We start from the raw sequence: 19,545 nt of genomic DNA, 5'->3' as shown, positions 1-19,545 counted from the left end.
TGCGCTCCATGCGGCAAATTATGGCGGCGTTCTATCTAAACATCATAAACAACCCAAGCCTGTCAGTTCCTGTCAGGCTTTTTTGATTATGTCGTTTTACTTTGTGACAAGCGGTGAAAGGCATAACTTAAGCCGCCGCATATTCCCATGACAATCAGCAATGAACTGGCGGTGCCATCGAAGACCATATTGGTGACCGAGCTTGAGAGACCACCGACAATAAATTGAGTAGCGATGAGTAAGCCTGCCATGGTACCGGCTTTTGTGGGGGCGAGGTCAAACAAACAGGCTAGGCTGTTCGCGCCTATGGCACCGGTTACGCTGATGTAAAGCATGGTGACGGCAATGAAGAGTGCAGCCGTATTAGGGAAGATGATCGCGACCATAAAGATCAGTAAAGCGGCCGTTAATGAGGTGGCGGAGGTCACTCGTAACGCTTTATAGACGTTAAATTGACTGACTAATTTTTTATTGATCACAGTGGCGGCAATGATCATGGTCACGTTGGCGGAAAACGTGATGGCGTAGGTGGTTTCAGAGAAGTCAAAGAAGTCGATGTAAACGAAAGCCGATGCGGCAATAAAGGCGAACATGCCACCGAAGGAAAAGCCATTTGCCAGTAAATAAAAAGTGACTTTTGGATGAGAAAGGCAGTCAGCATAGTTCTTTAGATAGCCTTTAATACTGGTCTTGTTGCTCGTGTCTCGTGGGGGTTCTTTTAAGATACAGAAAATGCCAATCAAGGATAAAAATGACAGGGCAGATAAAAAATAAAAAATCCATCGCCAATTTAACCAAGTGACAATATAAGCACCTAAAATAGGTGACATCAGCATCACTCCCATCGAGATAATATGCATGTTCGAGAGAATCCCTGCGGCTTTATTCAGCGGGAATAAATCTCGAACCAAGGCTCGTCCAAGCACACCGGCAGCGGCGGCACCAAGCGATTGTAAAAATCGCAACAACACCAAGGATTCACCATTATTCACGAGAGCACAGCCAATGCTACTGATGACGTAAGAAGCGGTGCCAATTAACAATAGCTTTTTTCGACCCATCAGATCTGACAGTGGGCCGAAAAACAGCATGCCAATGGCCATGCCGAACAAAAAAGACGTGATGGTGTACTGAATGGTGGCTTGCGAGCTGCCTAGATCACTGGCAATCGCAGGCAAACTGGGCAAATACATGTCGACCGATAAGGGCCCGAAAGCGACTAAATAGCCAAGTAAAGGAACCATCCATTTAGAGTGTGTCTGGTTGCTGTCTGCAGTCATAACCGTGTCCTTGATGAGGTATCTGATAAAGCAGAAAGCCGACGAGAGCTTGTCTCGTCGGCTTTCTTGAACGTCTAAAACGCTTTATTTTGGGGTTCTTAGTACCAGCAGTTTGAGTTCGGTCATGTCTTCAATGGCAAAACGGACGCCTTCACGACCTAAACCACTGTCTTTTACGCCGCCATAGGGCATGTGATCAACACGCCAAGATGGCACATCGCCAATGACGACACCGCCTACTTCTAAGACATCCCATGCTTTGTAAGCTTTATAAATGTCCTTAGTGAAAATGCCAGCTTGTAAACCAAAGTCTGAGTTATTTACTTCATCCAGTGCCGCATCGAAATCCGTAAACTTCGATAAAATGGCCACAGGGCCAAAGGCTTCTTGAGATGAAATCGACATCTCTGATGTCACATTTTCAAGCAGTGTGGCGTCTAGCATAGCGCCTTCACGGTGACCACCGCTCAGAACCGTTGCACCACCCGCACGGGCTTCATCGATCCAGCCTGATAAACGAGAAGCTTCTTTTTCAGAAATCATTGGACCAATAAAAGTAGATTCATCCAATGGGTCACCCATCACGAGATTATTCACCGCACTGGTAAGGCGTGCTTTGGCTTCGTCATAAAGTGATTCATGAACCATAATACGTTGCACGCTGATACAGCTTTGTCCAGACTGATAATAAGCTCCGAAGATAATGCGTTGCACCGCATCATCAAGGTCGGTGTCGTGATCGACGATACAAGCCGCGTTACCACCCAGCTCTAGTACGACAGGCTTTTTGCCTGCTTTGGCTTTTAAGGCCCAGCCAACCTCTGGCGAGCCGGTGAAACTTAATAGTTTCAAGCGCTCATCCGTGGTGAATAAATCGGCGCCATCACGATGGCAAGGCAAAATGGAAAATGCCCCTTCTGGTAAATCGGTTTCTGCGAGGATTTCGGCGACGATCAACGCGCTGACTGGCGTTAAGCTGGCTGGTTTTAGAATAAAAGGGCAACCTGCGGCAATGGCAGGCGCGATTTTATGGGCCGCTAAATTGAGTGGGAAGTTAAACGGCGAGATGAAAGAGCAGGGGCCGATTGGCACGCGTTTCCACATGCCTTGATAGTCTTCCGAGCGAGGTGAAATGTCCATTGGCATGACTTCGCCATAGATACGCGTCGCTTCTTCTGCGGCAATTTGAAAGGTGTCAATTAAGCGAGTGACTTCACCGCGAGAATCTTTAATGGGCTTACCCGCTTCGATACAAAGAGCATATGCCAGTTCTTCAAAGCGTTCTTTAAAGCGTTGGATACAATGTTGCAAGATGGCCTGACGTTTGTAGGCTGGTAGAGCTTGCATCGCATGTTTGGCGTTGTCCGCGGCGGCAATGGCGTTGTCGATATCGGCCACGCTGGCCATGGCCACATGGGTTGCGACTTGGTTGCTGTATTTGTTCGTAACCGCTAAGTCTTGATTGGCATAAACTGGCTTGTTAGCAAGGTAAAAGGGATAGCTTGATTGCAACATGTTTAATTCTCTTGTTATTTTACTTGGGATAATGAATTCAATAATGCTGTGATGGCCTGTTCTGCGCAGTCAACATCTTGTGCTTCGGTTGCACCAGAGACGCCGATCGCACCGATGACTTCGTTGTCGACCATTACCGGAAGGCCTCCGCCTAAATAGGTAAAGTTGTCTTCTCTCAATAGGGCGCTCATGGTGTCGGGCTTGTGTTTGAGTTTTTCTTGCCAAGACTGACTAGAGACTTTGAAACTGGCGGCGGTGTAGGCTTTTTTTCGCGCAATGTTTATTGCATGTAATGGGGCTTGGTTCATCCGCACCGCAGACAGCTCTATTCCGGCTGGTGTTAACACCACGACGCCAATATTGGCTGGAAATGTGTTGGCATGAGTGATGGCAGTGAGGCACAGCTGGACGGCACACTCATGGCTTAATTCTGTCGTTTGTTTAATCGCGTTTAGCATCGTATTACCCTTGGCTATGACGTTTTTTATATTCGCTGGGCGTCAGACCCGTTTTGATCTGGAAGAAACGTGAAAAATAAGACGGGTCCAAATAACCCAAGTCATAAGACAGTTCATTCAAGCTTTGATTGGCATGCAGAATGTGACGCTTGGCTTCCAGAATGACGCGACTGTTAATAATGGCTTTAGGGGGAGAGCCAGAGATTTTTTTGCAGACGTAGTTCAACCGGCTTTCGTTGATGTTTAATTGCTGGCAATAGAAGGAAATGGTTTTTTCTGTTTTATAGTGATTTTCCACCAGTTGATTGAAGTGTTTATATAATTCGACTTCATGACGTGTGCTGCTATTGGTTTTTTTATCCGATTCAGAAAGACGAAAAAGATTGAGTAGCAATAGTTTAATGAGCCCTAAAATAGCCTCATTTTTATATGATAACTCGCTGCTCCATTCGGATTTGATCATCTCGATCAGTTCTAATGTTGTGTTAAAAAGCGGTTCTTTTTCTGGTTTTGTGTTCTCTGACGTCAGACAGATGGGCAGAATTAAGAAACGATTTTGTGCATGAGCCCCTAGCTCATCGGCAATTTTGCTGGCAATAGAATGATGCAGTGTTAATACGTAACCTGGGGCGTTTGCTTCGGTTAGAAAAGCATGAGGTGTCGCTGGTGGCGTATAAAAAATAGCGGTTCCGGATGTTTTATACAGATTTTGGTCAATATTAAACTGGGTGTCGCCACTAAAAACAAAATGAATTTGGCAAAAATCGGCGTGCATGTGCACAGGCATGTCGCGACCAAAAAAGTCCGCCATGGCACCAAGTTGATCAAAGTGAATGTCTGCATCACGGTACTGACTGTCATAGTCTTGACCGATTTGTAGATTGGGGATCCATTCTTTTGTCATGGTTTTTTACCTGTGTCGAGGGCTATCTTTATAGAAAAGAAAGGTCTCATTGACTGACTCAGCTTAATAAACTGAGTCACCACCTTCATCAGTATTGGTTGTCTTTGTTGAGAATGTATCAACCAGTTTTTGGGTGCTGTTCATTAGCAAGCCAGTGTCACTGCCAACAGCGACAAATAACGCACCTTGCGCGATGTAACGTTTCGCTTGCTCTTGTGCGGCCATTAAAATGCCTGGTGCTTTATTTTTGGCGACAATTTTGGCAATACTGGCTTCGATAACGGCAACCACCTCAGGGTGATTGGGTTGTCCAATAAAACCCATGGACGCGCTTAAATCGGCAGGGCCAATAAACACACCATCGACACCGTCCACATCCAGAATGGCGTCTAGCGCATTCACGCCTGCTAGGGTTTCAATTTGCACCAAGACACAAATTTCATCGTTGGCGGTGGTTAAATAATTCGGCGTGCGGTTGAACTGAGAAGCTCTTGCTAGCGCGCTGCCAACGCCGCGAATACCTTGAGGAGGGTAGCGAGTTGCTTTGACCACTTGTTCCGCTTGTTCTGCGCTGTCTATCATGGGAGCTAAAACGGTTTGCACGCCAAGGTCGAGGATTTGCTTTAAGCTGACATGATCCGCCCACGCTGGACGCACAATAGGATGGCTCGGATAAGGCGCGATGGCTTGCAGTTGGCTTACCATGGTTTGCAAGGTATTTGGCGCATGCTCGCCATCGATTAATAACCAATCAAACCCAGCGGAGGCAATCAGTTCCGCCGTGTAGGAATTGGCAAGACCAAGCCATAAGCCAATTTGTGTTTCACGGTTTTTAAGAGCCATCTTAAATTCGTTTTTTGGCGCGCTCATCCGATTATCCTCATGCTTTTTGTTATTGTCGTTCTTTCTATTTCAGTGGCTGAAACGATTGAATTGGGTGCTCTTTTATTTTAAATGTAAAAGACTATTTAAAATGACAAGAGACGGTTCCAAGTGGGCCGTAATCAACCGTAAAGGTATCGCCTTTTCGAGCGGCGGTAGGACGTGTAAACGAACCACCAAGAATGATCTGTCCTGCTTCGAGTTCGACATCGAACGGAGCCAGTTTATTGGCTAACCAAGACACACCATTGGCTGGGTGATTCAAGACACCGGCGGCGACTCCCGTTTCTTCCACTATGCCATTGCGCATCATGATGGCTGACACCCAACGTAGATCCATTTCATCGATTTTGATCGGTCGACCGCCTAGGATAATGGCGGCATTGGCGGCATTATCCGAAATGGTGTCATAGACCAAGCGAGGTCGTTTGGTCTCAGGATCAATGGATTGACTGCGCGCATCAATTAACTCAAGCGCAGGCACCACATAGTCTGTCGCGTTATAGACATCAAACATGGTGCAGTTTGGGCCTTTTAATGGCTTTTTCAGGATAAAGGCCAGCTCCACTTCAATGCGTGGCACGATGAATTTGTTGGTGTCGATTTCACAGCCGTCATGATAAAGCATGTCGTCAAGTAGGGTGCCGTAATCGGGTTCGTCGATTTGTGAACTCAATTGCATAGCACGAGAGGTCAGACCAATCTTATGACCTATGATTTGGCGGCCTTCCGCTAATTTGATTTTTAGCCATTCACGCTGAATCGCGTACGCATCGTCGATATCAATATTAGGGTATTCTAACGATATTTGACGAATTTGAACGCAGTCCTTTTCGGCCTGATGCAAGTTCTGAGCACACTGTTTTATGATGTCGGCTGATAGCATGGTGAGTTCCTTGTTGTTTTTGTTAGAGGCTACTTAGATAGTCAGTTTCGGAAATAATGGTGTTTTTCAATACGCCAACGCCTTCCACTTCGGTAATGACTTCATCACCTGGATACACATGGGCAAGGCCTTCTGGGGTGCCGGTAAAAATCATATCGCCCGGTGTCAGTGTCATGATGTTGCTTAAGTAAGACACCAAATAAGGCACATTAAAGATCAAGTCTTTGGTGGAGCCTTCTTGTTTCAGTTCACCGTTGATGTAGGTACGGATCGTCAAATTATGAGGGTCTGGCACTTCGCTGGCATCAATAATGTAAGGGCCGATAGGCGTGCAAGTGTCGCGACTTTTGACACGTAAATTAGGGCGATAGTAGTTTTCTAGATAGTCACGAATGGCATAGTCGTTACCAACGGTGTAACCACCAACGTAGTCCATGGCATTTTCTAGGGACACGTTCTTCGCTTCTTTACCAATCACCACCACCAGCTCGCACTCGTAATGCATATAGTCGATGTTGTCTGGCTGATAGGTTTTTTGATCATGACCGATTAGGGTGTTGCTAGACTTTAGGAAGACTAACGGTTCATCTGGGGCTTTAAAAGACAATTCAGCGGCGTGATCGGCATAGTTGATCGCCAAAACAAACGCTTTGCCTTCACAAGGTGGTAACCAGGTAAATGTCCCTTCTTCTACTACCGAGCCTGTTTCGGTAAGGACTTGGTTAGCCTCGTTAATGGTGACGTTGACAGTTTCTTCATTTAATAAAATTTTTGCGCGTTTCATGTTTATCACTCCTTATTCTGCGGCAACTGGGTTAACAAGGCGGCCAATTTTTTCGATCTCAACCATGACCACATCATCTGCCTTAATTTCAAGGCTTTCGGTGCGAAGTGGTGTGCCTGCGATAATCATGTCGCCAACTTCTAGAGTGATAAAACTGCTGATATACGCGATGACTTGCTCGATGCTATGAATCATCTGATTGGTGCTGGTTTCATGGCAAAGTGTGTCATTGATGTAGGTTTTGATGGTCAAATTTTGAGGTGTCTCGACATCTGCTGCATCCATAACCCAAGGCCCAATAGGGCAGAAAGTGTCACGACATTTTGCTTTTACCGCTGGGCGGTAGAAAGACGTTTCCGCTAGGCTAACCTCATTAACAATGGTGTAGCCTTGAATGTAATCGAGCGCGTTTTCTTCAGTAACTCGGCAGGCTTTCTTGCCAATGACAATGCCCAAAGAAGGGCCAGAAAACACCGCGCCCATGTTATTTGGAATACGAATGGTATCGCCATAGCCAATGAAGGTGTTGTCGGTTTTGATGTGCAACACCGGTGTTTTAGGAGGGCTAACGTGAGGCTTTTCGTTAAATTGTTTTTCTAACGATTGGTAAAGTCCTTTGTCATTCAGTGCCACACCAATCACGGCACCATTTACGGCAGGAAGCAGATTGTTTTCGAGTGGTACTTCAAAAGCGGCTTGCGCTTGTACGTTGTTTACTTGATCGTTTTTTCTTGTTTTGTAATAGAGCATGGCATGATAATCCTAATGTGCTTAACATGTTAACTATATTTGCTTAATCCTTTTCCTCTGTCAACTCAAAAAAACGCTTTGCTCGAAAAGTAAGTATTAGGAAATAGACTAGGAGTGAGCACAAATAAAATTTGTTTTGTTCTATTTTTGTCTCTTGACAATTTGCTTCATGAGGAATAATTTACTTAACATGTTAATGAGTTTTGCTCTGCTTAGTTTTATTTAAAACCCTTTTAAGGGGCGATAAGACACAGTAGAGAAAAAGAAAATCTGCTTTGAAGAGGTCATAAAAATGATAAAAAACTTAATCAACGGCAAATGGGTTGAAAGTAAAGAAACCTTCCAAACCTTTAATCCAGCCACGGGTGAAATGCTTGCTGACGTGGCGCATGCTTCAGACGCGCAAGTAGCGGAAGCGGTTGCTGCGGCTAAGGCTGCGTTTCCTGCTTGGGCCAATATGCCTGTTGCCAAGCGTTCTAAGATCATCACCAAATTAGGCGATCTGATTGCCGATAATGTGGAAGAATTGGCGCAAATGGAAACCGCCGATACGGGATTGCCTCTATATCAAACACAAAATGCGTTGGTGCCACGGGCTTCGAACAATTTCTATTTCTTTGCGGAAATGGCAAAACAAATGAACGGCCATACTTACCCTATGGACGATCAGATGTTGAACTATTCTTTATATCAACCAACCGGTGTTTGTGCGCTTATTTCCCCATGGAATGTGCCTTTCATGACAGGGACTTGGAAAACCGCACCTTGCTTGGCGTTGGGTAATACGGCGGTTATGAAACAGTCAGAATTATCGCCTTTGACGACCGATTTCCTAGGGAAACTGGCAATGGAAGCGGGCGTTCCTGCTGGGGTATTTAATGTGGTTCATGGTTTTGGTGCGACCACGGGTAATGCTCTGATCACTAACCCTGATGTGGCGGCGATTTCTTTCACTGGCGGCACGTCTACAGGTAAACATATTATTTCCACGGCAGGGTTGAAGAAGTTTTCTATGGAACTGGGTGGCAAATCCCCTGTGATGATCTTTGATGATTGTGACTATGATCGTGCACTCGATGCGGCCGTATTTGGCATTTTTTCTATTAATGGTGAACGTTGTACGGCGGGCTCTCGAATTTTCATTCAAGAAAGCATTTACGATAAATTCTGTGAAGACTTTGCCGCCCGTGCGAGTAAAATTGAAGTGGGTGATCCAACCGATATGAACACCAAAGTCGGTTCATTGATCAGTCAACAGCATTGGGAAAAAGTCACCGGTTACATTAAAACTGGGATCGAAGAAGGGGCAACCTTGATCGCGGGTGGCCCTGAAAAACCCACAGAAGAATTACCTGATCACCTTAAAGGTGGTCACTTTATTCGTCCGACAGCATTTCGTGATGTGACCAATGACATGCGCATTGCTCGAGAAGAAATATTTGGCCCTGTTGCTGTCTTGATTCCATTTAAAGACGAAGAAGACGTGGTTCGCATGGCGAATGACAACGACTATGGCCTAGCGTCTTACTTATGGACTCAAGACAACGGCAAGGTACATCGCATTGCGCGTCGTATTGAAGCGGGTATGCTGTTTGTTAATAGCCAAAACGTGCGAGATTTGCGTACCCCATTTGGTGGGATGAAAGCGTCTGGTACTGGCCGTGAAGGTGGTACATACAGTTACGAAATTTTCTGCGAACCAAAGAATGTGTGTATTAGTATGGGAAGTCATCATATTCCTAAGTGGGGCGTTTAACTTTTATATACGACTATTGCGCTCGCAAAGACAGCGTTAAAAATGGACTCGGAATGCTCATTTATGACATATAAACTCCGCTTCCTCGTCCATTTTATGCCTTGCCTTTGCATCGCTCATAACGTCGTTAAGAGTACTTGATAAAAGAGAAACAATTTCCTTTTATTTGAAACAGTATCTCTTTAGGGGGAGAGTTATATGCCACATTTTATTATTGAATACTCAGCAAATTTGGAAGAGCGATTAGATTTTCAACCGCTTTTTAAAGCCTTCCACGAGTATGTCGTCTCGACGGGGGCGTTTCCATTGGGTGGTGTACGCAGTCGTGCCATTCGTTGTGATGATTATCGTGTCGCGGATGGGCGTGAAGACTTTGCTTTGCTGAATCTGACGCTTAAGATTGGTCACGGTCGCAGTATGGAATTGCGCCAAGAAGTGGCGGAGAGGGTATTTGAAATACTCTGTGATTGGATGAAACCCATCACGGATACGAGTTACTGCCAAATATCATTTGAATTAACAGAATTACACCCAGTTCTTAAGTTTAATAAAAATAATATTCACGCTCTCTTTAAGTAGGGTGTGACACGTTAAGAGGTTTTACCTATGGGTAAGTTAGCGCTAGCCGCAAAAATAACACATGTGCCATCCATGTATCTTTCAGAGTTAGATGGCCCAAGAAAAGGGACTCGTCAAGCCGCCATTGATGGACATTATGAAATCGCCCGCCGATGCAAAGAACTCAATGTGGATACCATTATCGTGTTTGATACACACTGGTTGGTGAACGCCAATTACCACATCAATTGCGCCCCTCATTTTAAAGGGACTTACACCAGTAATGAATTGCCACACTTTATTAAGAATATGGATTATGAGGTTTACGGTAATCCTGAATTAGGCAAAATCATCGCGAAAGTCTGTAACGAACAAGGGGTTGAAACCCTCGCTCATGACGAGACAACGCTTGCGCCAGAATACGGCACACTGGTGCCAATGCGTTATATGAACCAAGACCTGCACTTTAAAGTCATTTCGGTTTCGGCTTTGCTAACGGTTCATTACCTTAATGATTCCGCTCGTTTTGGTTGGGCGCTGCGAGAAGCCATTGAGAAGCACTATGATGGTAATGTGGCGATTTTAGCCAGTGGTTCTTTGTCACACCGATTTGCTCAAAACGGCAGTGCCCCCGATTTCGCACATAAAATTTGGAGTCCTTTCTTAGAGTCTCTTGATGAATCTGTGGTCAAAATGTGGGAAAACGCTGAATGGGATACGTTTTGTGAAATGCTACCTGAATACGCCGCAAAAGGTCATGGTGAAGGCTTTATGCACGATACCGCTATGTTACTTGGGGCGCTCGGTTGGTCGGAATACGATCAAAAAGTAGAAGTGTTAACACCGTATTTTGGTGCGTCTGGAACAGGTCAAATCAATGCTATTTTCCCTGTATCACCACAAACCGGAGCGGCGGTTCCTAAGCCTCAAGCTTCAGCAGAAAATGGCACCTTTACTTACGGTAAAAGCCGTCTTTAATTGGTCTGTTGTTGATAGGAGTCGAAAATGATTCAAGCCCCTGAATTAAAATACTTTGCGACGTTAAAAGTGGAAATTGATGCGCCTCAGGAAGTGGGTGTTTCAATTCACGGTGAACGCCGAGTTATTCCGATTACCGGTGGTCTTGTGCAAGGTAATGGTTGGCAAGGCAAAGTATTACACGGCGGTGCAGATTACCAATTAATACTGACACCTAGATTGACTCATCTGGACGCACGATATTCCATCGAATTAGAGAATGGTGAACTGATTTACATTCATAATAAAGCCATTCGTGTCGCGTCAGCAGACGTCACACAAAAAATAAAGGCAGGTATAGCAGTGGATCCTGAGCTTATTTATTTTCGCTGTCATCCGGTTTTTGAAACGAGTTCACCGGCGATGCAATGGATAACAGAACGTGTGTTTGTTGGAACGGGTGTGCGACGTCCTGATTTGGTTGAACTGCAAATTTTTGAAGTGCTTTAGAGTCTAGCGGAATCGATAGTCTGTCGATTTTTTGAGTCAAAAGTTGTTTTTTTTACATATTTAGTTAACATGATAACTAAATTAAAATAATAATTAGAATGTATTTAGGAGCTTCCATGAAAAATAATGGATGGATAGAAAAACAGTATCCAGAACCTAATCTTTATCGTTGGATCGGTCTGACATTAGAAGCGATTGCTGCCACAGTATTATTATTGCTGGTGTTGCTAACGTGTTTTGATGTCGCAGGGCGTTATCTTTTTAATAATTCCATTGATGGTGCCGTTGAGTTGACTCAACTTGGACTTGCCATAATGGTGTTTGCTCAAATGCCTATTATTACTTGGCGCGGCAGTCACGTGGTGGTGGATCTACTGGACCATATTTTAGGCAATCGTATCGTTAAACTTCTCGCTATCTTTTCGGTTTTAATCATATCGACTTCATTTTATTTTTTAGCCATTCGTATTTATCAATTAGCCGAACGCTCTCTGCGTCGGGGCGAGCTCACGGAATATTTAGGCTTGCCAGCAGGTCATATTGCTCAGTATATCGCTTTAATGAGTTGGTTAACGGCAGCCTGTATGTTGACCTATGGTGCTTATGTTGTCTTAAAAAATAAGAATGTTTCATCGTCGGTTGGAGAGTAACGTGTCCGTTGTATTAATTGGTTTTGCTGTACTGCTATTTTTAATCCTAATTCTTCGTATGCCGATTGCGTTTGCGATGGGCATCGTAGGCTTCTTTGGTTTTGCTATGTTGCAAGGTCTTGGCTTTGATAACGTCTTCTCTTTTCGCTGGACCGCACCGCTTACGTTGGCGTCTAGTCGAGTGATCGAAACCGTGCAGGAGTATAGTTTGTCAGTCATCCCCTTATTCATTTTAATGGGGAATATTGTTACTCGGTCTGGTCTTTCTCAAGAATTATACAACGCCTCTTATGCTTTTTTAGGGCATCGTAAAGGCGGTCTTGCTATGTCGACTGTGTTGGCTTGCGGCGGTTTCTCGGCGATTTGTGGTTCGAGTCTGGCAACCTCAGCGACCATGGCAAAAGTGGCCATGCCACCGATGCGTAAGTTTGGCTATTCTGACAGCCTAGCAACCGCTTCAATTGCGGCAGGCGGTACTTTGGGCATCCTTATTCCACCGAGCGTCATCTTAGTGATTTATGGCTTGCTCACTGAGTCCAGTATTCGTGAGTTGTTTGCGGCCGGTTTTATCCCAGGCATTTTAGGCATTTTATTGTATATGGCCGCTGTGCGTTATGTGGTTTGGCGTAACCCGTCGGAGGGGCCTGCGGGGGAGCGCATGACATTTAAAGAACGCATGATTGCGTTAAGAGGTATTTGGGGCGTATTAGTGCTGTTTACCATCGTCATGGGCGGTATCTATTTGGGTATTTTTACCCCAACAGAAGCCGCTGGTATCGGTGCAGGTGGCGCATTGATGATCGGTTTTGCTCGCCGTACTTTAAGTTTTTTAGGGGTGTATGAAACACTGATTGATACGGCTAGAACGTCCGCGATGTTGTTTAGTGTGGTCATTGGGGCACTTATCTTCTCGGATTTCATTAACCGTGCGGGCTTGCCGGATGCGTTATTGAATTTTGTCACGGCATTAGATGTTGCGCCGATTGTGGTGATCCTTGTCATCCTGTGTATTTACATTGTGTTGGGCATGGTATTTGAAAGTCTTTCGATGTTGTTATTGACGGTGCCTGTTTTTTATCCTTTGGTCGCCAGTTTAGGGTTTGATCTTGTTTGGTTTGGCATTGTCGTGGTGGTGGTTACCGAGATCAGTTTGATCACGCCACCCGTGGGGATGAATGTTTTTGTGCTGAGTGCGGTGTTAAAGAACGTCAAAGCAGGAACCATTTTTAAAGGGGTAACACCTTTCTGGTGTGTGGATATTCTTCGACTTTTGATCATTGTGTTTGTGTTTCAAGTGTCGATGTTTTTACCAGAGCTTCTTTATAGATAGTGTGTGTTTGAGTAAGGGGTGTCACCAACTTTACGGTTAAGGCGGTGACGAAAAAAATAGGAATCATAAACAATAGGAATAATAAATATGATGAGTTTCAATAAAAATTTACTGTGTGTCGCCATGGGTTCGGTTATTTCTTTTTCCGCAATGGCTGCGGAAACAACTTTACGTGTTGCCACCTGGTTACCGCCAACGAATCCACAAAATGCCACGGTTTGGCCAACTTGGAAAAAGTGGGTGGAAGAGGCGACCGAAGGTCGAGTTGAAGTGGTTATTGAAAACTACACGGGTCACCCAAAAACGATTTACGACGCCGTTGAAGACGGTATTTATGATGTTGGCTTTAGTGTTGAAGCCTATTTGCCTGGCCGTTTTAAGTTGTCAGGTGTGGCTGAAATTCCAGGTGAAATCACCGATGCTGAAACGGGCTCTGTCGCTTTATGGCGCACTTATAAAGACTATTTTGAAGTAGCGGATGAATACGAAGGCTTACACCTATTAGGTTTGTTTGTGCATGGACCTGGTCAGCTTCATACTAAATTTCCAGTGAATTCGTTGGACGATTTAAAAGGTAAAAAAATGCGCATCGGCGGTGGTTTGATTAACGACCTTGCTGAGCGTCTCGAAGTTACTCCAGTATCTGCTCCATCGCCTAAGTCTTATGAAATGATGCAGCAAGGTGTGGTTGATGGGACATTTTTACCAGCACAGGAACAGAAATTTTTCCGTTTAAGTGAGGTGAGTACTGACCTGACGTTATTCCCCAAAGGTTTATATACCACTGCCTTTAGTATTGTCATGAATCCAGAGGTATTCGAAGATCTGAGTAAAGAAGATCAACAAGCCATTATGAGCGTTTCTGGTGAACGGTTATCGCAACTTGCTGGTGCGGCTTGGGGCAAAGCCGATGACAATGGCATTTTGGAGGCGAAAGCAAAGGGCGTTAACGTGGTGTTCCTGACTGAAAATGATCAACGAGTGAAAGATTTAAACAAGTTGTCAGAAGGTATTGATCAGCTTTGGGTTAACTCTGTTTCTGATCGTGATGTTGATGCAAAAGCGGCTTTGGCCGATTTCAGAAAATACGTCAATGAAATCGACAGTCAAAAATAGTAGCCACTAAACACAGCTAAAGTGAAAATCGTTTCTTCTTAGGGGGAGGGTTTTCTAAGATACGCCGGGTGACTTATCTAGGTCATCCGGCGTTTTTATGGTTAGGCTTTTTTATACAAACCTTTGGTTGTCGCAAAGAGTCGAGTGAGTCCAAAGAGAGATTCAATATGTGGCGACTCTATCTCTAGTCTTTGTGTGAGTTCGTAGACGATGCCCAGAATAGAATCCAATTCTATGGCACGGTTGTTTTCAACGTCTTGCAACATGGATGTCTTGAAGGCACCTAGTTTTTCCGTTCCTATGTGTCGAGTCTCTGGATCTTCACTAATTTTACAATCGATCTGTTCGCCGATAATCGCGGCTTCATTCATTACCGCAGAACAATATTTTCGAACAAGAGGGTCTTGTAATATCTTATCGGCTGTCGCTCCAGTAATGGCGCTGACGGGGTTGGTGGTCATATTGCCCCACAGTTTAAACCAAATTTCAGCACGTATATTATCCGAATGTTTTGCGTCAAAGCCGACTTCAGACAGGAGATTGGTCAGCATTTCAGCTCGTTCTGATTGACCACCGCTCGGTTCTCCGATGATCAATTTATCGCCTGCTTTATGCTGAATGACCCCCGGTTCTTTTCGAATGGCGGCTGCATGGACTACCAAGCCAATGATGTTTTCATAGGGGATGGCGAGGCTGTTCTTGCCATCAGGATTAACGGACTGGAATGCTTGTCCGGATTGCTTTTCAAGATCGCGGAAGAACCACCAAGGAATGCCATTCATTGCAGAAACAACCAATGTTTTTTCATTAATCAGTGGCGCCAGCGTCGGCAAAACTTGTGCTAATGCGGGTGTTTTTAACGCAATAAATACAATGTCTTGGACGCCAAGCTCTTCGGCAGACTTAGCGGCAATACAAGGTCGCTGAATGACTTCTCCGCCTTGCTCCAATCGCCAACCATACTTATTAAGGGCTTCTAAACTTTCTCCACGAGCTAACGCACTGACGGTGAAGTGACTATTCGTAGCAAGACGTGCACCTATGAAGCCGCCAATAGCCCCAACACCTACGATACATATTTTCATGTTATTTTTCCTTTCAACCTATGTTCTCTCTATGTCGTTCAGCATGTTAAAAAAAGCGTAACGATAGCAAAACACTAAAAAATATGGTGCAGGTCATGGGTTTTTATTGAGTACTGGATTGAGGCGGTTAGTAACGATTCTTTAGGCTTAAAGACCATTTTAAAAGCAACTTTGGACGCTAAGATCTAAGCAAAAAAAGCACGCCTTATGCGCAGGGCAAAGGCGTGCTTATATTGTGCGTCTGCTGATTCGTCTGCTAAGAATGCATGAAAAATCGCTTAAAGTTGACCTAAATACACCTCTTTGAGGCTAGAAGGGGTAATCCTTCCATAGCTCACGGATTGAGGCCTCTGGGTCGTCTACCTGTTGCGATTTAGTATCAAAACGCATTGTCGGACGTGTGTCTAAATTATATGGCGTCCAGTCGACACGATCTGATTTTGCAAAGCGGATCCAGTTATCATGCATCGCTTGAGCCAATGATTCAGGAGGATTCTCACCTACCATGCCTTTCGCTTCATCACTAAGGGTTGTGTTAAACGTAAAGGGTACATCAACAAAATGAGCAGGGCCTAATCGACCGCCAAATGCAGGTGAAAACCATGAGAAGTTGTAGTGCCATACGGTATTACCGTTATTCACCAAATGCTCAGCAATATGTAATGCAGGCATTCTAAACGTGTAATCAGATTGAAGATTGACGTAACGTTCACCGATGGATTTATTTGCATAGGCTTCAGCAGGGTGACCATTGAGTGAAAGGTCGTTTATAAATAGAGAGACTTCCTCTTTAGCGATATTGTCGATAGCACCGTTAGGGACCAAATATAATCTCGCTTCTTGATCTGTGCTGCCGACAATAATAGGGATGGACGGATCGGCATTGTTTACCAACGATTGCATTGGTGAGCCCGTAATGAGTTTATTATCAACAACGGGTAAAAAGGCTGTGCCTCCCCACGCTATCATGCCCCATTCGTCATGGTTGGTGATGGTTTGGCCTTGATCTATAACGGTTGAGACCAGTTGAGTAAATGGGACGCTGGCGATTCCTTCGATGGTTGCCGGTACGGACAGTTTATCGGCAAAGCTCTTAGTGATACGAGCGGCTTCTGTTTGACTAAAAGATTGCATCGGTGGGCTTTGCATGATCGCTTTTTGAAAAAGACCTTGTGCTTTTGGGATGCCGAGTAAAATGGCGACACTTTCCGCACCAGCAGACTGACCAAACAATGTCACTTTTTTGGGATCTCCACCAAAAGAAGAGATGTTTTTATTGACCCACTCTAAGGCCATGATTTGATCTAAAGTACCTCGGTTATCAGGCGCGCCTTGCAGGTGCATAAAACCATCTACACCGACCCGATAATTGACCGTCACAACAATGACGCCATGTTTAGCAAAGCTGGTTCCGTTATAAACTTGCTCGCCAGCATCTTCACGAATAAAAGCACCTCCAGGAAGCCATACCATAACCGGTAATTTCTTATCTGAATGGATGGCATCTTTTGGCATCCAAATATTCAGCGTCAAATCCCCTGGCTTGCCAACCAACTCGACATTTCTACCTCGACTGGGTTGAGGCACGGGTTGGCCCATATTTGTTGCGTCTAATACACCTTGCCATTTCCCGTACGCTTGGGGAGCTTGAAAGCGACGCTCTTTGACAAAGGGGTTTTTGGCGTAAGGAATGCCATAGAAAGTCCCTACATCTTGTTGAAGTTGTCCATTTACGAGACCTTGTTGAGTCGTTATTTCGAGCGTATTTGTGTTCGCAGCATACATAGGGCCAGTTCCAAACAGTAAAATACAAGCCATTATTCTGCTTGTTATCATCGTTTTTATATAGGGTTTCATGACGAATTCTCTTTGTTAATGGTTCGGTAATCGGTGAGTGCTCTCCATCTGTCATTAAGGTATGACATACCATCAAGGTAATAATTTTCCAGCCAACGGCAAATGGCACGATAGGAAATTCACATCAAAATTTGACATGCTTGTGTTTGTTGAGCAGTAAAACGTATTAATCGCCGTGTTGATCAAATAGAAATCATTACCCTTGAAGAGCTGACTTTTGATGATGAGAGGCGCATAGAATTCGGTCAATGCTTCATTTGATAAACAGGCTAAAATGCGCAGTTATTACGCATTTTTGCCTGTTTTTCTGACCTTTTAGTGATTTTTAGCACAGGTTTTGATGTGAATGTTTAGTTCTTAAAGGAAGGGTCTTGTTTTTCAATGATGCGTTTCATTGCCGCAAAAACGTCTTCACCAGCCCCGAATTTCGGATCAAAGTTAAGCGACTGAGCGGTGCATTTTTTGCAAATTTCTTCAGGAATTTCTCTGACTGCGCCCATCGACATTGAAGCCATTTGCACTTCACAGGCACGGTTGACTAGCCACATGAGCGAGAATGCCTGTGCAAGTGATGCGCCCATCACAACAGGGCCATGATTACGAAGCATTAATAGTGGTTTGCCGCCAGCACTGTCTAAAATGCGTTGACCTTCGTCCATATGCAGAGTGATGCCCTCAAACTCATGGTAGGCCACTTTATCCCACAGTTGAGCCGAGTAAAAATTACTGTAAGACAATCCGTCTTCTAAACAACAAACAGCAAGCGTCGGCGTGGTATGAACATGCATCACGCAATGTGCGTCGTCTACTTTGTCATGAATTGCGCTGTGAAAGGTAAAGCCTGCGGGGTTAATTGGCCAGTCGGAGTGACCGATAATATTGCCTTCCAGATCGACTTTTACCAGGTTAGAAGCCGTTACTTCACTGTAATGAAGACCAAATGGGTTAATTAAAAAATGATTGTCTTCGCCTGGAACTCGTACTGAAATATGGTTGTAGATGGATTCATCCCACTTTAAGTAAGCGAAAATACGGTACATTGCCGCTAAGTCGACACGGGCTTTCCATTCGGCGTCGTTAAAGCGAGCTGGATGTTCAAAATTGCGAGGAGTAGAAGCCATATTGATTCTCTTTTTGAATATTTTTGTTTATGGAAAAAACTTGGTATTAACATGTTAAATAAATGACTGGATATAAAAAACTAAAATGATTATGGTGGAGCTCCATATTTTTTTTATAGCCAATTCGTATGAATACCAAACAACTTCTGTTCTTTTTAAAAACCGCAGAAATCAACAGTATTGCAGCAGCAGCACGAGCGTTAGACGTGGCACAACCCAGTGTCAGTCTACAACTAGAAAATTTGGAGCATGAGGTGGGTGCTAAATTGTTCGACCGCAGTTTTCGTGGTGTTGTGTTAACGGAAAGTGGGCAGATTTTTAAGGCACATGCCGAATCGATTATTCGTCAAGTTGAACAAGCTAAGTTAGATGTGCACCAATTTGAAAGAGAACCAGCAGGGCAGTTGTCCATTGGCATGACGCAGCCTATTGGCAACATTATTTCAGTGCCTTTGCTGGCCTTGGTTGAGCAACATTATCCCAATATTAAATTAGAACTCTACACGGGGTTATCTTACAGTCTTTCTAATCAGCTTCTGGCAGGGGAAATCGATATTGCTATTTCTTCACCGGATGGCAGTGATTTGAGTCAGATTCGTCAAGAAAGGTTGTTCCAAGAAAAGCTTTTTATTTCAATGGGGACGGACCCTAAAGTACCGGCACATCAATCCCTCAAAGAAAAATCGACCATTACCTTTGCTGATTTAGCCGAGCATGAAGTGATTGTCACTGGTGAACGGGATTCATTAGGTTATGTTTTACGACGGTACGAAAAGGAAACCGGCATTAAAATCCCTCATAAACCCGCTTATGGACAGCTAATGACCACGTTACGCTATGTGGTTGACGGCTATGGTATGTTGTTGTCGCCAACGTCGGCATTTTATCATTTACAACAAGTGGGTCAGATACACGCGTTGGAAGTGGTTGAGCCACGTTTATGGCGGGATGTTTATATTTCAACTTCGTTGAACCGCCCTGAAACGGCCATGTTAAAAGTCATTATTCCCTTGATTCATCAAGTGACTGAGCAGGAGTTTAAGGCGGGTCGATGGCAAGGACGGTTGGATCTTGCTTGATTTAGCGAGACCTGTCCATAACTCAGCTTGGACTTTGAAGCTGAAAGTTTAATTCCTTGTGGTTGTG

General features: G+C 44.5%; 19 protein-coding genes. 8 read left to right on the top strand and 11 right to left on the bottom strand.

All coding sequences use genetic code 11. The annotated features are described in order from the left end of the window. Positions 1-86: 86 nt before the first annotated feature. The 8 genes from OA79_RS00785 to OA79_RS00750 all read right to left on the bottom strand — a co-directional run bounded on the left by OA79_RS00785 (position 87) and on the right by OA79_RS00750 (position 7,459). A complete protein-coding gene (locus tag OA79_RS00785; protein ID WP_063331329.1) occupies positions 87-1,280 on the bottom strand; it encodes a multidrug effflux MFS transporter in 1,194 nt (397 codons plus the stop codon). 84 nt (positions 1,281-1,364) lie between these two features. Then, complete coding sequence (locus tag OA79_RS00780) at positions 1,365-2,795, bottom strand: aldehyde dehydrogenase family protein (protein ID WP_063331328.1); 1,431 nt, start codon at positions 2,793-2,795, stop codon at positions 1,365-1,367. 14 nt (positions 2,796-2,809) lie between these two features. Then, a complete protein-coding gene (locus tag OA79_RS00775; protein ID WP_063331327.1) occupies positions 2,810-3,253 on the bottom strand; it encodes a GlcG/HbpS family heme-binding protein in 444 nt (147 codons plus the stop codon). A gap of 4 nt (positions 3,254-3,257) precedes the next feature. Then, positions 3,258-4,157 (bottom strand): 4-hydroxyphenylacetate catabolism regulatory protein HpaA, encoded by a 900-nt coding sequence (gene hpaA / locus OA79_RS00770; RefSeq protein WP_063331326.1) that lies wholly within the window; start codon positions 4,155-4,157, stop codon positions 3,258-3,260. Between the two features lie 63 nt (positions 4,158-4,220). Beyond that, positions 4,221-5,027, bottom strand: coding sequence for a 4-hydroxy-2-oxoheptanedioate aldolase (hpaI, locus tag OA79_RS00765; RefSeq protein ID WP_063331325.1), 807 nt, complete (start codon positions 5,025-5,027; stop codon positions 4,221-4,223). Positions 5,028-5,121: 94 nt separating this feature from the next. Then, positions 5,122-5,925, bottom strand: a complete 804-nt coding sequence (gene hpaH, locus OA79_RS00760) for a 2-oxo-hept-4-ene-1,7-dioate hydratase (RefSeq protein ID WP_063331324.1) — start codon at positions 5,923-5,925, stop codon at positions 5,122-5,124. 22 nt (positions 5,926-5,947) lie between these two features. After that, complete coding sequence (locus tag OA79_RS00755) at positions 5,948-6,709, bottom strand: fumarylacetoacetate hydrolase family protein (RefSeq protein WP_063331323.1); 762 nt, start codon at positions 6,707-6,709, stop codon at positions 5,948-5,950. Positions 6,710-6,721: 12 nt separating this feature from the next. Further along, a complete protein-coding gene (locus OA79_RS00750) occupies positions 6,722-7,459 on the bottom strand; it encodes a fumarylacetoacetate hydrolase family protein (RefSeq protein ID WP_082825324.1) in 738 nt (245 codons plus the stop codon). 292 nt (positions 7,460-7,751) lie between these two features. On the opposite strand from OA79_RS00750, the gene hpaE reads away from it, so the two are divergent. From hpaE to OA79_RS00715, 7 genes are all read left to right on the top strand, one after another. Continuing rightward, complete coding sequence (hpaE, locus tag OA79_RS00745; protein WP_156486193.1) at positions 7,752-9,215, top strand: 5-carboxymethyl-2-hydroxymuconate semialdehyde dehydrogenase; 1,464 nt, start codon at positions 7,752-7,754, stop codon at positions 9,213-9,215. Positions 9,216-9,413: 198 nt separating this feature from the next. Next, positions 9,414-9,794 carry a 5-carboxymethyl-2-hydroxymuconate Delta-isomerase gene (locus tag OA79_RS00740; RefSeq protein ID WP_063331321.1) on the top strand — a complete coding sequence of 127 codons (381 nt, stop codon included), beginning with the start codon at positions 9,414-9,416 and terminating at the stop codon, positions 9,792-9,794. 27 nt (positions 9,795-9,821) lie between these two features. After that, positions 9,822-10,751: a 3,4-dihydroxyphenylacetate 2,3-dioxygenase gene (gene hpaD / locus OA79_RS00735; protein ID WP_063331320.1), complete on the top strand. Its 930-nt coding sequence runs from the start codon at positions 9,822-9,824 to the stop codon at positions 10,749-10,751. A gap of 27 nt (positions 10,752-10,778) precedes the next feature. After that, entirely contained in the window at positions 10,779-11,240 is a 462-nt protein-coding gene (locus OA79_RS00730; protein ID WP_063331319.1) for a DUF3237 domain-containing protein, read from the top strand. A gap of 116 nt (positions 11,241-11,356) precedes the next feature. Beyond that, on the top strand, positions 11,357-11,890 hold the full coding sequence (locus tag OA79_RS00725) for a TRAP transporter small permease (RefSeq protein ID WP_063331318.1): 534 nt from the start codon (positions 11,357-11,359) through the stop codon (positions 11,888-11,890). Between the two features lies 1 nt (position 11,891). Next, positions 11,892-13,220 carry a TRAP transporter large permease gene (locus tag OA79_RS00720; RefSeq protein WP_063331317.1) on the top strand — a complete coding sequence of 443 codons (1,329 nt, stop codon included), beginning with the start codon at positions 11,892-11,894 and terminating at the stop codon, positions 13,218-13,220. Positions 13,221-13,307: 87 nt separating this feature from the next. Next, a complete protein-coding gene (locus OA79_RS00715) occupies positions 13,308-14,336 on the top strand; it encodes a TRAP transporter substrate-binding protein (protein ID WP_082825323.1) in 1,029 nt (342 codons plus the stop codon). A gap of 101 nt (positions 14,337-14,437) precedes the next feature. Here OA79_RS00715 and OA79_RS00710 read toward each other — a convergent pair whose 3' ends face one another. The 3 genes from OA79_RS00710 to OA79_RS00700 form a co-directional block, all read right to left on the bottom strand. Continuing rightward, complete coding sequence (locus tag OA79_RS00710) at positions 14,438-15,421, bottom strand: 2-dehydropantoate 2-reductase (protein ID WP_063331316.1); 984 nt, start codon at positions 15,419-15,421, stop codon at positions 14,438-14,440. Positions 15,422-15,730: 309 nt separating this feature from the next. Further along, positions 15,731-17,239 carry a carboxylesterase/lipase family protein gene (locus OA79_RS00705; protein ID WP_197465328.1) on the bottom strand — a complete coding sequence of 503 codons (1,509 nt, stop codon included), beginning with the start codon at positions 17,237-17,239 and terminating at the stop codon, positions 15,731-15,733. 389 nt (positions 17,240-17,628) lie between these two features. Further along, the gene (locus OA79_RS00700) at positions 17,629-18,399 is read right to left on the bottom strand and encodes a class II aldolase/adducin family protein (RefSeq protein ID WP_063331314.1); all 771 of its coding nucleotides are present in this window, start codon (positions 18,397-18,399) and stop codon (positions 17,629-17,631) included. Between the two features lie 128 nt (positions 18,400-18,527). Between OA79_RS00700 and OA79_RS00695 the strand changes: the two genes are divergently transcribed. Beyond that, positions 18,528-19,478: a LysR family transcriptional regulator gene (locus OA79_RS00695; protein ID WP_063331313.1), complete on the top strand. Its 951-nt coding sequence runs from the start codon at positions 18,528-18,530 to the stop codon at positions 19,476-19,478. The last annotated feature ends 67 nt before the right edge of the window (positions 19,479-19,545 follow it).

This window comes from Marinomonas sp. TW1, from assembly GCF_001625355.1.
Lineage (GTDB): Bacteria > Pseudomonadota > Gammaproteobacteria > Pseudomonadales > Marinomonadaceae > Marinomonas.
Note: the sequence above shows the minus strand (reverse complement) of the source record. Positions and strands in the feature narration are given on the sequence as shown.

Bases quoted from the DNA above. Each gene is read 5' to 3' on its own strand.
- hpaE (WP_156486193.1), top strand. From the start codon at position 7,752: ATGATAAAAAACTTAATCAACGGCAAATGGGTTGAAAGTAAAGAAACC.
- hpaA (WP_063331326.1), bottom strand. From the start codon at position 4,157: ATGACAAAAGAATGGATCCCCAATCTACAAATCGGTCAAGACTATGAC.
- OA79_RS00755 (WP_063331323.1), bottom strand. From the start codon at position 6,709: ATGAAACGCGCAAAAATTTTATTAAATGAAGAAACTGTCAACGTCACC.
- OA79_RS00780 (WP_063331328.1), bottom strand. From the start codon at position 2,795: ATGTTGCAATCAAGCTATCCCTTTTACCTTGCTAACAAGCCAGTTTAT.
- OA79_RS00705 (WP_197465328.1), bottom strand. From the start codon at position 17,239: ATGGCTTGTATTTTACTGTTTGGAACTGGCCCTATGTATGCTGCGAAC.
- OA79_RS00740 (WP_063331321.1), top strand. From the start codon at position 9,414: ATGCCACATTTTATTATTGAATACTCAGCAAATTTGGAAGAGCGATTA.
- OA79_RS00750 (WP_082825324.1), bottom strand. From the start codon at position 7,459: ATGCTCTATTACAAAACAAGAAAAAACGATCAAGTAAACAACGTACAA.
- OA79_RS00785 (WP_063331329.1), bottom strand. From the start codon at position 1,280: ATGACTGCAGACAGCAACCAGACACACTCTAAATGGATGGTTCCTTTA.
- hpaH (WP_063331324.1), bottom strand. From the start codon at position 5,925: ATGCTATCAGCCGACATCATAAAACAGTGTGCTCAGAACTTGCATCAG.
- OA79_RS00695 (WP_063331313.1), top strand. From the start codon at position 18,528: ATGAATACCAAACAACTTCTGTTCTTTTTAAAAACCGCAGAAATCAAC.
- OA79_RS00730 (WP_063331319.1), top strand. From the start codon at position 10,779: ATGATTCAAGCCCCTGAATTAAAATACTTTGCGACGTTAAAAGTGGAA.
- OA79_RS00710 (WP_063331316.1), bottom strand. From the start codon at position 15,421: ATGAAAATATGTATCGTAGGTGTTGGGGCTATTGGCGGCTTCATAGGT.
- OA79_RS00775 (WP_063331327.1), bottom strand. From the start codon at position 3,253: ATGCTAAACGCGATTAAACAAACGACAGAATTAAGCCATGAGTGTGCC.
- OA79_RS00725 (WP_063331318.1), top strand. From the start codon at position 11,357: ATGAAAAATAATGGATGGATAGAAAAACAGTATCCAGAACCTAATCTT.
- hpaI (WP_063331325.1), bottom strand. From the start codon at position 5,027: ATGAGCGCGCCAAAAAACGAATTTAAGATGGCTCTTAAAAACCGTGAA.
- OA79_RS00715 (WP_082825323.1), top strand. From the start codon at position 13,308: ATGATGAGTTTCAATAAAAATTTACTGTGTGTCGCCATGGGTTCGGTT.
- hpaD (WP_063331320.1), top strand. From the start codon at position 9,822: ATGGGTAAGTTAGCGCTAGCCGCAAAAATAACACATGTGCCATCCATG.
- OA79_RS00700 (WP_063331314.1), bottom strand. From the start codon at position 18,399: ATGGCTTCTACTCCTCGCAATTTTGAACATCCAGCTCGCTTTAACGAC.